Source organism: Streptomyces sp. NPDC088194 (assembly GCF_040702025.1).
Classification (GTDB): domain Bacteria; phylum Actinomycetota; class Actinomycetes; order Streptomycetales; family Streptomycetaceae; genus Actinacidiphila.
Map to the genome: position 1 here is coordinate 1 of NZ_JBFBIV010000054.1, position 13,361 is coordinate 13,361.

A 13,361-nucleotide genomic window follows, 5' to 3' on the forward strand; every position below is an offset into this window, starting at 1 on the left:
ACGAGGACAACCCTCCGCCTTGCGATCGCACGCACCAGACGCCACGGGCCCCGCCCTTTGGGCGGACGGCGCTACTTCCAAAACACGGCCTAACCGATCGTGCCGTAGAGGCGGTCGCCCGCGTCGCCGAGGCCGGGGACGATGAACCCTTGGTCGTTGAGCCGCTCGTCGACCGCGGCGGTGACCACGGTGACGGGCTTGCCCGCGAGTTCACGCTCCATCAGTTCGACGCCCTCGGGGGCGGCGAGCAGGCAGAGGGCGGTGACGTCGTCGGCCCCGCGCTCGATCAGCAGCCGTATCGCGGCGACCAGGGTGCCGCCGGTGGCCAGCATCGGGTCGACCACGTACGCCTGACGGCCGGACAGGTCCTCGGGCAGGCGGGTGGCGTACGTCTGGGCCTGGAGGGTGTCCTCGTCGCGGACCATGCCGAGGAAGCCGACCTCCGCGGTGGGCAGCAGCCGGACCATGCCGTCGAGCATGCCGAGCCCCGCGCGCAGGATCGGCACCACCAGGGGCCGGGGGTGGGACAGCCGCACCCCGGTGGTGGGCGCGACCGGAGTGACGATGTCGACCTGTTCGGTGCGCACGTCACGGGTCGCCTCGTAAGCGAGCAGGGTGACGAGTTCGTCGGCGAGCCGGCGGAAGGTGGGCGAGTCGGTGCGCTCGTCGCGCAGCGCGGTGAGCTTGTGCGCGACCAGCGGATGGTCGACAACATGGAGACGCATGGGAGGACTGTATCCGGCGCCCTCCGCCCGGCGCCCCGCCTTCCTCACCCTCGCCCTCTGTGCGCGGGCACGGGTAAACCGCACCTTCGGGGGAAGGTTCCCGAGGAATCGCGACACAGACGCGGGGACGGTGGCACCCATGCCGGACACGACGGGCCGCGGCAGCGGCGGCGCACGCGGTGAGCGGACCGTTCCGCAGGCCCAGCACGAACGGGAGCGGGAACGGCGCCACAAGCGGGCCGCGTTCCTGCGCGAGCTGGACGAGGCGAAGGAGCTGCGCGACCGGGTCCAGCCCCGGCGGGCCCGGGCGGCGCGGATGCGCCAGCAGATGCGGATGCGCACCTTCCGCTGGTGATCCGCGCGTGGCCCGAGGGTGGTCCGCGGGCGTCGCCGAGGCGCCCCGCGCCCGCCGGCTCGATGTGCGCAACGTCACCATGTGGAGCGGTCGGGTGACCGCTGCGGCCGGTCGGGGGTCCGCCAAGATCGCGTTTTTCCCGAGAAGTGACCAAGTCCTGGCACGTCGCGGTGTCGAAGACCCTTCGCGACGCCCTTGTTTCTGCCACGATGCCGAGTGGGTGGGACCGTCATGAACCCTCATGAACCGCAAGTGGGCCCACCCGGTCCGGACGGCCTGAGACCTGTGGGAGAGTCACGGTGTACTTCGCCGCACTGCTCGCGCGCACCGAGGACGGTTGGCAAGCGAGCGAACCCGATCTCGACGATGTGGAAACCCTCGCCGACCTGAGCGACCTGGCTCGTACGGCCGGCGACGAGGAGGAAACGGTTCTGGTCTTCATCGAGCAGGAGGACGCCTGGTTCGGCGTCATCCGCGTCGACGGTGAAGAGGACCCCAGAATCTATGTGTCAGACGCGGCGGCCGCTGCCCGCAGCTCGTACGGAGAGATCCTGCTCACCGACGAGGTGCTGGGCCGCGACCCGGAGAACGCGGACGACCTCGACGACCTTGTCGACCTCGACGGCACCGAGGACGGCGACACCGACGACACCGACGAGGACGCCGTGGTCGGCTCCTCCGAGGACCATGTGCCGACCGGCCCGCTCGGCGAGACCGACCTGCTGGCCGACCTGGGCATGAGCGCCGCCGAACTGCTCGCGTTGAGCGGGGACGGCGCCCTGACCGGCGAGGCCCTGGGCGAGATCGCCGACGCGCTGGGGGCGGCCGACGTGCTGGAGGCCGTCCGCTGACCGACACCGGCGCCGAACCCGACGTCCTGCGCGACCCCTGGGCGCCCGCCATGCGGATCGCCCTGGCGGAGGCCGAGCACGCCCCGCTCACCGGTGACGTACCGGTGGGCGCGGTCGTGCTGGCCCCCGACGGCTCGGTGCTGTCCCGTGCGCACAACGAGCGCGAGGCGACCGGCGATCCGACCGCCCACGCCGAGGTGCTCGCCGTCCGCCGCGCGGCGGCCGCGCTGGGCCGGTGGCGGCTGACCGACTGCACCCTGGTGGTGACCTTGGAGCCGTGCACCATGTGCGCGGGCGCCATCGTGCTGGCCCGGCTGGAGCGGGTGGTCTACGGCGCCCCCGATCCGAAGGCGGGCGCGGCCGGTTCCCTGTGGGACCTGGTCCGCGACCGCCGCCTCAACCACCGCCCCGAGGTGATCGCCGAGGTGCTGCCCGCCCCGAGCGCGAACCTCCTCACCCGCTTCTTCCGCCCAAACGATTTCTGACCACGGCTCCCCGTGGGCTAAGCTCTCTCTCGGTAGCGTGTCCGAGCGGCCTAAGGAGCACGCCTCGAAAGCGTGTGAGGGGGCAACTCCTCCGTGGGTTCAAATCCCACCGCTACCGCCATGAGCTGGACGAACGGGACCGCCTCCCCTGTGGAGGCGGTCCCGTTCGCCGTGTTCCCCCAGGTGCCCGAAGTGGCCGCTCCGCCCCAGCCGCGCCCTGCACCACGTCGTCCACGTCGGGGCCGGGGCCCAGCAGGCCCAACGCCACGGCTCGCATGCCGACCTGACGCCGTTCCGGCAAAAGCCCCGGCCCGGTCACCGCACCGCGCCGCGCGGCCCTGGTGAGCGCCACGCCCCCGCCCCGCGCGTTCTCCCCCGGTCCCCGCTCCCGCGGGTCCGGCCATCGCGGGCCCTCCCGTCCGCTCGGCCGTCAAAGCCTCGCAATCATCATCGTTTTTGCGGATGATGATGCTGTCCGCTCGTCTGGTTACTCCGTACGGCGGATAGAATTCGGCGATTGCACACGTGTGACCGCTGGTGCCGAGTCGCTGCTGGGGAGGCCAAGGAGCATGGCGCAGGCGAGGAAGATCGCCACCATCGTGCTGGTGATCTTCGTGCTCTATACGATCATCGACCAGCCGGCTCGGGCGGCCGACCTCGTGCAGGTAGGGTTCGTCGGGATTTCGAACGCTGCCAAGAGCATCGGGCAGTTCATGCACGACCTGGCCAACTGACGGCCGTGGGGCAAGGCGAGGAGTGGCGATGATCCGTCATCTGGTGCTGTTCAAGCTGAACGAGGGCGTCAGCCGGGACGAGGAGAGGGTGGCCGCGGGCGCTCGCGGGTTCGCCGAACTCGGCGACCGGATACCCGAGGTGGCCTCCTGGGAGTGCGGCTGGAACGTGTCGGACCGGCCGATCGCCTACGACTTCGCGATCAACTCCTCCGTCCCGGACCCCGACGCGCTGGTGCGCTATCTCGAACACCCCGCGCACAAGGCGGCGGTCGCGCCATGGTCGAGCTTCGCCACCTGGGTCGTCGCCGACTACGAGATCTGATCGCACACCCATTCGCAGCAGCCCCTCGCCGTCCACGGTGGGGGGCTTCGCCGTGCCGGTCCACCCGCGGCCCGTTCGTACAACACGGCAATATGCGGTGCTTGCACAAAGCACACATGAATTGTGATGCTATGACCGCTTTGCCCGACGTTTTGACGGATGTTCGCCGGATGCTGCAGTCGCAGCAGGCTGGAGTGGACCGATAAGGGGTGTGGTGTGCCGGTGTCGGCCCGAACGGCGTCAACGTCAGCGACGACGTATCCGCGTGCCAGGACGCGGACGCCGAACAGCAACGCGGCCGACGCGCGGGCGCTGACCCAGGTGCTCTTCGAGCAGATCGTCGACCTGGAGCCGGGCACGCCCGAGCACAGCAGGGTGCGGGCCGCGCTGATCGAGGTGAACCTGCCGCTGGTGCGGTACGCCGCCGCCCGCTTCCGCAGCCGCAACGAGCCCATGGAGGACGTGGTCCAGGTCGGCACGATCGGCCTGATCAACGCGATCGACCGGTTCGACCCGGAGCGCGGGGTGCAGTTCCCGACCTTCGCGATGCCCACCGTGGTCGGCGAGATCAAGCGCTACTTCCGCGACAACGTGCGCACCGTGCATGTCCCGCGCCGGCTGCACGAGCTGTGGGTGCAGGTCAGCGGCGCCATCGAGGACCTGACGGTGCTGCACGGCCGCTCCCCGACCACCGCGGAGATCGCCGAGCGGCTTCGGCTGTCCGAGGAGGAGGTGCTGGCCTGCCTGGAGGCGGGCCGCGCCTATCACGCCACCTCGCTGGAGGCCGCCCAGGAGGGCGACGGCGCCCCCGGGCTGCTGGACCGGCTCGGCTACGAGGACCCGGCGCTCAACGGCGTCGAGCACCGCGACCTGGTCCGGCATCTGCTGGTGCAACTCCCCGAACGCGAACGGCGCATCCTGCTGCTGCGCTACTTCGGCAACCTGACGCAGTCGCAGATCAGTGCGGAGCTGGGGGTTTCGCAGATGCACGTGTCCCGTCTGCTCTCCCGCAGCTTCGCTCGACTGCGGTCCGCAAACCAGCTCGAAGCGTAACCCAACGGGATTAAGCCACCTGCACAGATAAGTCGACATGACGCTACAGCGTGTTGCCGACATGTGACATTCTGCGGATAGCGCGTTTGTGACGGCCGGACCTCCGGTATTCCAGTGGAGGAACAACCGTCGCTCGCGACGCCCGTCCGCGACCTCAAGGGGGTGGCATGTCCGTACAGTTGGGCAGTCCCAAGGTGCTTCGTACCGACGCAACCGACGCTGACGTACCGCATGACGCTGTGCACGACACGGTGCGCAGCGATGCCATCGACACCCGCACGCTGTCCCGTTCGCTCTTCCTGCGGCTGGCGGAGCTACCGGTCGACAGTCCGGACCGCACCTACGTCCGTGACACGCTCATCGAGCTGAACCTCCCGTTGGTGCGGTACGCCGCCGCCCGGTTCCGCAGCCGCAACGAACCGATGGAGGACATCGTCCAGGTCGGCACGATCGGCCTGATCAAGGCGATCGACCGGTTCGACTGCGAGCGCGGGGTGGAGTTCCCGACCTTCGCGATGCCCACCATCGTCGGCGAGGTGAAGCGGTTCTTCCGCGACACGTCCTGGTCGGTGCGGGTCCCGCGCCGGTTGCAGGAGCTGCGGCTGGCGCTGACCAAGGCGAGCGACGAGCTGTCCCAGAAGCTGGACCGCTCGCCGACCGTCGCCGAACTGGCCGGCTGCCTCGGCGTCTCCGAGGAGGACGTGGTCGACGGGCTCGCGGTCGGCAACGCCTACACCGCCAGCTCGCTGGACTCCCCGCCGCCCGAGGACGACGGCGGCGAGGGCACCCTGGCCGACCGGCTGGGATACGAGGACAGCGCCCTCGAAGGCGTCGAGTACCGCGAGTCGCTGAAGCCGCTGCTGGCCCAACTGCCGCCGCGCGAACGCCAGATCATCATGCTGCGGTTCTTCGCGAACATGACGCAGTCGCAGATCGGCGAGGAGGTCGGGATCTCCCAGATGCACGTCTCCCGGCTGCTGACCCGGACTTTGGCCCAGCTGCGGGTGGGACTGACCGCTGAGGCGTGACGAGCGAGCTCCCGGAGTGGCCGACCGAGGCACGAGGTCGTCCGCGCAGGGAGCGAGGAGGAACGCCGACCAGAGGATGCGAGGCGTAGGAGGGGGGAGTGGTCGCCGGATGTCCGGCGGACCCGCCGCTACTTCATGGCGAGTGCGACCACTCCCACGATCACCACCAGGACCACGATCACACCGATGATCAGGCCCGCGCGGCTGCGGCCCTGGGCACGCTGCACCTGCACGGCGGGCGGCTGCTCGTCGACGAAGGCGCGGAACATCTGGGTGCTGCCGGCCGGGTCGTAGTTGTTGTCAGGGTTGGGCGAGGAGTTCGACATGCCGCCTGACCCTAGCGTGTCGGCGGAATAACCCGCACCCCCCGGCTGTTGCATCAGCACATGGCACGTATCGGCAACTCGGCGCTCGACGTCTTCCCCCTGTCCCTCGGCGGCAATGTCTTCGGCTGGACGGCCGACGAGGCGCAGTCCTTCGCCGTCCTCGACGCGTACACCGCGCAAGGCGGCGACTTCATCGACACCGCGGACGTGTACTCGGCCTGGGTGCCGGGCAACTCCGGTGGCGAGTCGGAGACCATCATCGGTGCGTGGCTGGCCCGCCGCGGTCGCCGCGACGACGTGGTGATCGCCACGAAGGTCGGCAGCCACCAGGACTTCAAGGGGCTGCGGGCCGACACCATCAAGCGGGGCGCCGAGGCGTCGCTGCGCCGGCTCGGCGTCGACCACATCGACCTCTACTACACGCACCGCGACGACCCCGAGGTCCCGGTCGAGGAGATCATCACCGCGCTGGACGCCCTCGTGCGGGAGGGCAAGGTCCGGGCGATCGGCGCCTCCAACATCTCGGCCGAGCGGCTGGCCGCCTCGCTGGACTTCTCCGAGCGCGAGGGTCTGGCGCGGTACGAAATCATCCAGCCCAAGTACAACCTGGTCGAGCGCGACGAGTTCGAGGGCCCGCTGGCCGACCTGGTGGCGGCCCGCGGCCTGTCCACCGCCCCTTACTACGGGCTCGCCTCCGGCTTCCTCACCGGCAAGTACCGCTCGGGCGCCACCGAGGTCTACAGCGCCCGCGCCGAGCGCGCCGCGGGCTTCCTCGACACGGAGAGCGGCCCGAAGGTGCTGGCCGCGCTGGACGAGATCGCCGCCGCCCACGACGCCGAGGTCGGCACGGTCGCGCTGGCCTGGCTGGCCGCGCAGCCGACGGTGGTCGCGCCGATCGCCAGCGCGCGTACGGCCGAGCAGGTGCCGGCGCTGACCGCCGTGGCCGAGCTGAAGCTCACCGACGCGGAGGTGGCGGCGCTGACCGCCGCGGCGTCCTGACCGCCGTGCTGTCCTGACCGCCACGTCGTCCTGACCACTGTGCTGTCCTGACCGCCACCTCGTCCTGACCACCCTCTGACGGCGGCCGCTCCAGGCACCCCTTCCCGCGCGCCTTCTCTTCCCGCACTCCTTCCCGCGCGCCCTTCCCGCACCAGCGTTCGCCCGCTCCCGCCACGGGGGCGGGCGATTGCTCTGTCGTGACCTTGCTCTCAGTCGGCTCACAGCACTTGTGTCATACAACCATTTCCTCCTATGGTTGCTTCAGGCAACCAAGAGGAAGGCTGGCGAACCGAGCCGATGGCGACACCCACCCCGACCGCCGAGACGTCCGCACCCATGTCGCACCGCCAGATCATGGAGGCGCTGTCCGGTCTGCTGATCGGCCTGTTCGTGGCGATCCTGTCGTCGACGATCGTCTCCAACGCCCTGCCGCGCATCCTCTCCGACATCGGCGGCGGCCAGAGCGCGTACACCTGGGTGGTCACCGCCTCGCTGCTCGCGGTCACCGCGACCACGCCGATCTGGGGCAAGCTCTCCGACCTGTTCAGCAAGAAGCTGCTGATCCAGCTCGCGCTGGTGATCTACGTGGCCGGGTCGATGGTCGCGGGGCTGTCGAACAGCCCGGGCATGCTGATCGCCTGCCGGCTGGTGCAGGGCATCGGCGCGGGCGGGCTGTCCGCGCTCACCCAGGTGATCATGGCGGCGATGATCTCGCCCCGGCAGCGCGGCCGGTACAGCGGCTACCTCGGCGCCACCTTCGCGGTCGCCACCGTCGGCGGACCGCTGGTCGGCGGGGTGATCGTCGACTCCGCGCTGGGCTGGCGCTGGTGCTTCTACGTCGGGGTGCCGTTCGCGATCATCGCGCTGGTGGTCCTGCAGAAGACGCTGCACCTGCCGGTGGTCAAGCGGCAGGTACGGATCGACTGGGCGGGTGCCTTCTTCATCACCGCCGCCGTGTCGCTGCTGATGGTGTGGGTCTCGCTGGGCGGCCAGAACTACCCGTGGATGTCCACCCAGACCTATGTGATGGTGCCGCTCGCGCTGCTGCTCGGCCTGGTCTTCATCTTCGTCGAGACCCGGGCCGCCCAGCCGATCGTGCCGCTGCGGCTGTTCCGCAGCGCGACGATCACCCTCACCTCCTTCGCCAGCCTCTTCGTCGGCGTGGCGATGTTCGCGGGCACGGTGTTCCTCAGCCAGTACTTCCAACTCGCCCGCGGCAAGACCCCGACCGTGTCCGGGCTGATGACCATCCCGCTGATCGGCGGGCTGTTCGTGGCCTCGATGGTCAGCGGCCGGATCATCACCCGCACCGGCCGCTGGAAGGTCTTCCTGGTCGCCGGCGGCCTGCTGGTCACCGCGGGCTGCGCCCTGCTCGGCACGATCCGCCACGACACCGCGTATCCCGAAGTGGCGCTCTACATGGCGCTGCTGGGCCTGGGCATCGGCATGATGATGCAGAACCTGGTGCTCGCCGTGCAGAACCAGGTGACGGCGGCCGACCTCGGCTCGGCCAGTTCGCTGGTCACCTTCTTCCGCTCGCTGGGCGGCGCGATCGGCGTCACCGCGCTCGGCGCGGTGCTCGGCAACCGGGTCACCCACTTCACCTCCACCGGCCTGGCCGCGCTGCACATCAAGGCCACCGGGGCCGACGGCTCCGGCGGCATCCCCGACGTCGACAAGCTGCCCGCGCCGGTGCGCGGCGTGGTGGAGGGCGCCTACGGCCACGGCGTCGGCGACGTCTTCCTGTACGCGGCCCCGTTCGCGCTGATCGCCTTCCTGCTGGTGGTCTTCGTCAAGGAGGTGGCGCTGCGCGACCGCAGCGGGTTGCAGCAGGCCGTGAAGACCGCCGAGGCCCCGGCGCGGGTGGGCGACGGCCAGGCGGGGTAACCGAGCAGGTAGCGCACAGCACAGCGCCCCGGCAGGGGCGACAACTCCCGGTCGTACGGCCCGCACCCGCAGCGGAGAGGTCCGGTACGCACGACACGGGTCAGGGTTCCGGCGGCGACCGGAGCAGGGGACGGCCGAGGCCGCCGCCGGGACCCGCACTTCCTTCACGGACCGCACCACGCGGCGACGTAAGGTGCCGTCATGGCTCCCAACATCGCCACCACCACCAAAGTCGGCCTCGACGAACTGCTGGAGTTCATCCGGCCGCGGCACCACGCCATCCTGCTCACCACCCGCGCGGACGGCCGCCCGCAGGGCTCGCCACTCACCTGCGGGGTGGACGACTCCGGGCGGATCGTGATCTCGACCTACCCCGAGCGGGCCAAGGCCCGCAACGTCAAGCGCGACCCCCGGGTCAGCGTGATCGTGCTGTCCGACTCCTTCGGCGACGCGTGGGTCCAGGTCGACGGCAGCGCCGAAGTACTGGACATCCCCGAGTCCGTGGAACCCCTGGTGGAGTACTTCCGGAACATCTCCGGCGAGCACCCCGACTGGGCGGAGTACCGCGAGGCCATGGTCCGGCAGGGCAAGTCCATCATCCGCGTCACCCCCGAGCGGTGGGGGCCGATCGCGACCGGTGGCTTCCCGGCCCGCCTCGCCTGAGGACGAGGACGAGGACGCGCACGAACACGCGCGCGAACACCAGCGAGCCCGCGGACCGGCTGGACCGGTCCGCGGGCTCGGGCTTGCGGGCGTCCTACTTCGGCGCCGTGAGGTCGTAGACGGTCGTGCTGCCCACGGTCTTGGCGGTGAAGTGGGACTCGACCCACGAGCTGATGGCGGAGGACGCGTTGCTGCCGCCCATCGAGCCGCCGCCCATGCCGCCGCCGCCGATGAAGTAGTGGATACGGCCCTGGGCCACGTACTTCTCGAACTGGGCGAGGGTGGGTGACGGGTCGGAGCCGTTGAAGCCGCCGATGGACATCACCGGCTTCTGGGTGGCCAGTTGGTAGCTCGCCTGGTTCTGCGAGCCGATGGCGGCCGCGACCCAGGTGTAGTCGCCGGCGTTCTTCAGCAGCAGGGACTTCACGGCGGAGCTGACCTGGGCACCGTCGAGCAGGCCGCCCATGCCGCCTGCGCCGCCCCGGCCGTTCCCGCCGCCGAAGCGGGACTCACCGGTGGTGCCGCCCGGGAAGCCGTTCGTGCCCTGCCCGGGCAACTGGCCCTGGGACCCGCCCTGGCCGGGCGCCTGGCCCTGGCCGCCCTGGCCCTGACCCTGGCCGGGCGCCTGGCCCTGACCGGGCGCCTGGCCCTGGCCGAACCCGCCGGTTCCGCCGGTGCCGCCGGTTCCGCCCGTACCGCCGCCGGGGAACGTGCCGGTCGGCGGGGTGCCGCCCATCCGGCCCATGCCGCCACGGCCGCCGCCCCCGCCGGGGAACCCGCCCATGCCGCCCTGCACGGAGGGCCCCGCGGTCACGATGGACCCCTGGTGCCCGGTGCTCACGGTGTCGAGGGTGTACGCCACCGGTCCGCCCAGGACCGCGGCGATACCGACCACGGCCGACAGCACCGTCAGCCGGGCGCCGGCCCGCGCGGTGGCCATCCCCGGGAGCGCGCCCGCGAGCAGCGCCAGCGCGGCCACCGCTCCGGCCACGACCAGCGCGGTACGCAGCCACGGGTGCCAGTCGGGGCTGCGGTGCAGCAGGGTGTACGCCCACACGGACGTGCCCGCGACCGTGACCGCCAGGACCGAGGCGGCCGCGATGTGGGTCCGCCGCTGCCACAGCAGGGAGGCGCCCATCCCGACCAGCGCCGCGATGTACGGCGCGAGCGCGATGTTGTAGTACTGGTGGAAGATGCCGGACATGTAGCTGAACGTCGCGAAGGTCATCAGCAGCGCGCCGCCCCAGACCAGGAACGCCGCCCGGGTCGCCGAGGTGCGGCGGGCCTTCCGGGTGATCCACACCCCCGCGATCAGCATCACGAACGCGGCCGGCAGCAGCCAGGAGATCTGCCCGCCCATCTCGGAGTTGAAGAGCCGGCCGATCCCGGTCGCGCCCCACATGCCGCCGCCGTTGCCGACGCCGCCTCCCCCGCCGCCGCCGACACTGCCGGTCTCGTCGCCGGTGATCCGGCCGAAGCCGTTGTACCCGAAGGTCAGCGACAGGAAGCTGTTGTCCTGGGAGCCTCCGATGTACGGCCGCGAGGACTTCGGCCACAGCTCGACGATCGCCACCCACCAGCCGCCCGCGAGCACCATCGCACCGCCGGCGTACAGCAGTTGGAGCAGGCGGCGGCGCAGCGGGGTGGGCGCGCAGACCGCGTAGACCACGGCGAGCGGCGGCAGGATCAGCCACGCCTGGAGGGTCTTGGTGAGGAACGCGAAACCGAAGACGGCGCCGGCCAGCAGCAGCCACTTGGTACGGGCGTCCTCGATGGCGCGCAGCACGAGGTAGATCGCCGTGACCATGAGCAACGCCAGCAGCGCGTCAGGGTTGTTGAAGCGGAACATCAGCGCGGCGACCGGGGTGAGCGCGAGCACCGCGCCCGCGGTCAGGCCCGCGCCCGGCCCGAACCGCCGCCGTACCGCCGCGTACAGGACGCCGACGGTGGCCACGCCCATCAGCGCCTCGGGCACGAGGATCTGCCACGAGCCGAGGCCGAACAGCCGTACCGACAGGCCCATCGGCCACAGCGCGGCGGGGGGCTTGTCGACGGTGATCGAGTTCGCCGCGTCGGAGGAGCCGAAGAAGAACGCCTTCCAGCTCTGGCTGCCCGCCTGGACGGCGGCGGAGTAGAAGGAGTTGGCGTATCCGGAGGCGCCCAGGTCGTAGAGGTAGAGCACCAGGGTGGCGGCCAGCAGGGCGAGGAAGGCCGGGCGGGCCCAGGTCGGGTCCTCCGGGCGGCCGCGCCAGGTGCGGTGCAGCAGGCGCCGGGTGGAGCGGGCCGACCGCGCGGTGACCGAACTGTCGGCGGCCTGACCGTCGGACGGGGGGCCGTCGATGGCGTGGGGCGGGCCGCCGGGGGCGGCGACAGGACCGGGTGCGGGGCCGGGCAGGCCGGCCACGCCGTCCAGCGCGTGTGCGTCGCTCGGGGAGGTCATCGGGCGCTCCTCAGGTCGTGGTCGTCGCGGTCGTCGAAGTCGTCGAAGTCCGCCTGGCCGGCACGGTCGGCACGGTCGGCACGGTCGGCTCGTCCCTCGTGGTCGCCGGGGGCGGCCACGACGGCACGGCCCTCGGGGGCGGTGCCGGCGTCGCGGCCGTACTGGTCGGTGCGGTCGGGGAAGAGCCAGGCGCGGAAGAGCAGGAAGCGCAGCACCGTGGCGGCGAGGTTCGCCGCGACCAGGACGGCGAGTTCGGTGTGGTGCGCGGGGTGCGGCGCCGCGGTGTGCAGGGCGGCGAGCGAACCGCTGGTCAGCGCGAGGCCGATGGCGAACACCACCAGCCCCTGGGCCTGGTGGCGGACCGCCCGGGCCGGGCCGCGCACCCCGAAGGTGAGCCGCCGGTTGGCGGCGGTGTTGCCGAGCGCGGACAGCAACAGGGCCAGCGCGTTGGCGAGTTGGGAGTCCATCGCGCCGCGGAAGAGGAAGTACAGCGCGAGGTAGACGACCGTGCTCAGCACGCCGATCGCGCAGAACCCGACCAGCTGGCGGGCCAACCCGGGCGGCACGCCCGGCAGTTCGCGGTCGCGCGGGTCCTCCCCGAACGGCCTGCGCAGCCGGTCGAGCGCGAGCCGCCCGGTGGCCAGCGCCCGGCCGACCCGCCAGACGCCGCGCAGGTCGGCGGTGGCGGTCCGCACCAGGTCCACGCTGCTGTTCGGGTCGTCGATCCAGTCCACCGGCACCTCGTGGATGCGCAGCCCGGCGCGTTCGGCGAGCACCAGCATCTCCGTGTCGAAGAACCAGCCGGCGTCCTCCACCATCGGCAGCAGGCGCTGCGCGACGTCCGCGCGGATCGCCTTGAAGCCGCACTGCGCGTCGGAGAAGTGCGCGGCGAGCGAGCCACGCAGGATCAGGTTGTAGGCACGGGAGATGAACTCCCGCTTGGCGCCGCGCACCACCCGCGAGGACTGCGCGAGGCGCGAGCCGATCGCGAGGTCGGAGTGGCCGGAGATCAGCGGGGCGACCAGCGGCAGCAGGGCGTTGAGGTCGGTGGACAGGTCCACGTCCATGTACGCCAGCACCGGCGCGTCCGAGGCGGTCCACACGGTGCGCAGCGCCAGCCCGCGCCCCTTCTGCTCCAGCCGGAACGACTCGACCTCGGGCAGCTCGGCGGCGAGCCGCGCGGCGATCGCGGGGGTCCGGTCGGTGCTGGCGTTGTCGGCGATGGTGATCCGGAACGGGTACGGGAACGTGTCGACGAGGTGCGCGTGCAGCCGGCGCACGCCGGGGCCGAGGCCGGCCTCCTCGTTGTAGACGGGGACGACGACGTCGAGCACGGGCGCGACGGGCACGGGGGGCACGCGTGGTGCGCCGGTGGTCGGGTGGGTCGCGGCGCCGGACGGATGTACTGCGGCCGTGACCGGCAGGTGCCGACGGGCGGGCAGATTGCCGAGAGTGGTTCGCATGCCACGAGCCTCGACAACGGTCCTGTCATG

At 71.4% G+C, this 13,361-nt stretch carries 13 protein-coding genes, 1 tRNA gene and 2 pseudogenes; 11 read left to right on the plus strand and 5 right to left on the minus strand.

All coding sequences use genetic code 11. The features are described 5' to 3' along the window. Positions 1-89: 89 nt before the first annotated feature. Positions 90-725 carry a uracil phosphoribosyltransferase gene (gene upp / locus AB0399_RS26450; protein WP_366413042.1) on the minus strand — a complete coding sequence of 212 codons (636 nt, stop codon included), beginning with the start codon at positions 723-725 and terminating at the stop codon, positions 90-92. A gap of 139 nt (positions 726-864) precedes the next feature. Between upp and AB0399_RS26455 the strand changes: the two genes are divergently transcribed. From AB0399_RS26455 to AB0399_RS26470, 4 genes are all read left to right on the plus strand, one after another. Continuing rightward, complete coding sequence (locus AB0399_RS26455; RefSeq protein WP_328466375.1) at positions 865-1,080, plus strand: hypothetical protein; 216 nt, start codon at positions 865-867, stop codon at positions 1,078-1,080. A gap of 299 nt (positions 1,081-1,379) precedes the next feature. After that, a complete protein-coding gene (locus AB0399_RS26460) occupies positions 1,380-1,931 on the plus strand; it encodes a hypothetical protein (protein WP_366413043.1) in 552 nt (183 codons plus the stop codon). Between the two features lie 50 nt (positions 1,932-1,981). After that, on the plus strand, positions 1,982-2,416 hold the full coding sequence (locus tag AB0399_RS26465; protein WP_366413044.1) for a nucleoside deaminase: 435 nt from the start codon (positions 1,982-1,984) through the stop codon (positions 2,414-2,416). A 31-nt stretch (positions 2,417-2,447) separates the two neighbouring features. Next, positions 2,448-2,537, plus strand: a tRNA-Ser gene (locus tag AB0399_RS26470). 90 nt (positions 2,538-2,627) lie between these two features. Here the strand turns inward: AB0399_RS26470 and AB0399_RS26475 are convergent. After that, a pseudogene (locus AB0399_RS26475) lies at positions 2,628-2,768 on the minus strand (sigma-70 family RNA polymerase sigma factor); the annotation flags it as partial. A 217-nt stretch (positions 2,769-2,985) separates the two neighbouring features. On the opposite strand from AB0399_RS26475, the gene AB0399_RS26480 reads away from it, so the two are divergent. The 4 genes from AB0399_RS26480 (at position 2,986) to AB0399_RS26495 (ending at position 5,553) form a co-directional block, all read left to right on the plus strand. Further along, positions 2,986-3,150, plus strand: a complete 165-nt coding sequence (locus AB0399_RS26480) for a hypothetical protein (protein WP_329367226.1) — start codon at positions 2,986-2,988, stop codon at positions 3,148-3,150. Between the two features lie 28 nt (positions 3,151-3,178). Next, complete coding sequence (locus tag AB0399_RS26485) at positions 3,179-3,472, plus strand: Dabb family protein (RefSeq protein ID WP_329367225.1); 294 nt, start codon at positions 3,179-3,181, stop codon at positions 3,470-3,472. Between the two features lie 216 nt (positions 3,473-3,688). Further along, a complete protein-coding gene (locus AB0399_RS26490) occupies positions 3,689-4,525 on the plus strand; it encodes an RNA polymerase sigma factor SigF (RefSeq protein WP_366413045.1) in 837 nt (278 codons plus the stop codon). Positions 4,526-4,692: 167 nt separating this feature from the next. Next, the gene (locus AB0399_RS26495; protein ID WP_328466385.1) at positions 4,693-5,553 is read left to right on the plus strand and encodes an RNA polymerase sigma factor SigF; all 861 of its coding nucleotides are present in this window, start codon (positions 4,693-4,695) and stop codon (positions 5,551-5,553) included. A 128-nt stretch (positions 5,554-5,681) separates the two neighbouring features. Here the strand turns inward: AB0399_RS26495 and AB0399_RS26500 are convergent, their stop codons facing one another. Then, the gene (locus tag AB0399_RS26500; protein WP_328466387.1) at positions 5,682-5,879 is read right to left on the minus strand and encodes a hypothetical protein; all 198 of its coding nucleotides are present in this window, start codon (positions 5,877-5,879) and stop codon (positions 5,682-5,684) included. A 60-nt stretch (positions 5,880-5,939) separates the two neighbouring features. Here AB0399_RS26500 and AB0399_RS26505 point away from each other — a divergent pair, with 60 nt between their 5' ends. The 3 genes and pseudogenes from AB0399_RS26505 (at position 5,940) to AB0399_RS26515 (ending at position 9,428) form a co-directional block, all read left to right on the plus strand. Next, a complete protein-coding gene (locus AB0399_RS26505) occupies positions 5,940-6,878 on the plus strand; it encodes an aldo/keto reductase (protein WP_366413046.1) in 939 nt (312 codons plus the stop codon). A 297-nt stretch (positions 6,879-7,175) separates the two neighbouring features. Further along, positions 7,176-8,690 (plus strand): annotated as a pseudogene (locus AB0399_RS26510) (MDR family MFS transporter); the annotation flags it as partial. A 276-nt stretch (positions 8,691-8,966) separates the two neighbouring features. Further along, positions 8,967-9,428, plus strand: coding sequence for a PPOX class F420-dependent oxidoreductase (locus AB0399_RS26515; RefSeq protein ID WP_329367218.1), 462 nt, complete (start codon positions 8,967-8,969; stop codon positions 9,426-9,428). Between the two features lie 94 nt (positions 9,429-9,522). Here the strand turns inward: AB0399_RS26515 and AB0399_RS26520 are convergent, their stop codons facing one another. Further along, complete coding sequence (locus AB0399_RS26520) at positions 9,523-11,868, minus strand: glycosyltransferase family 39 protein (RefSeq protein ID WP_366413047.1); 2,346 nt, start codon at positions 11,866-11,868, stop codon at positions 9,523-9,525. Then, complete coding sequence (locus AB0399_RS26525; RefSeq protein WP_366413048.1) at positions 11,865-13,331, minus strand: bifunctional glycosyltransferase family 2/GtrA family protein; 1,467 nt, start codon at positions 13,329-13,331, stop codon at positions 11,865-11,867. The genes AB0399_RS26520 and AB0399_RS26525 overlap by 4 nt, the downstream gene beginning before the upstream one ends. Between the last annotated feature and the right edge of the window lie 30 nt (positions 13,332-13,361).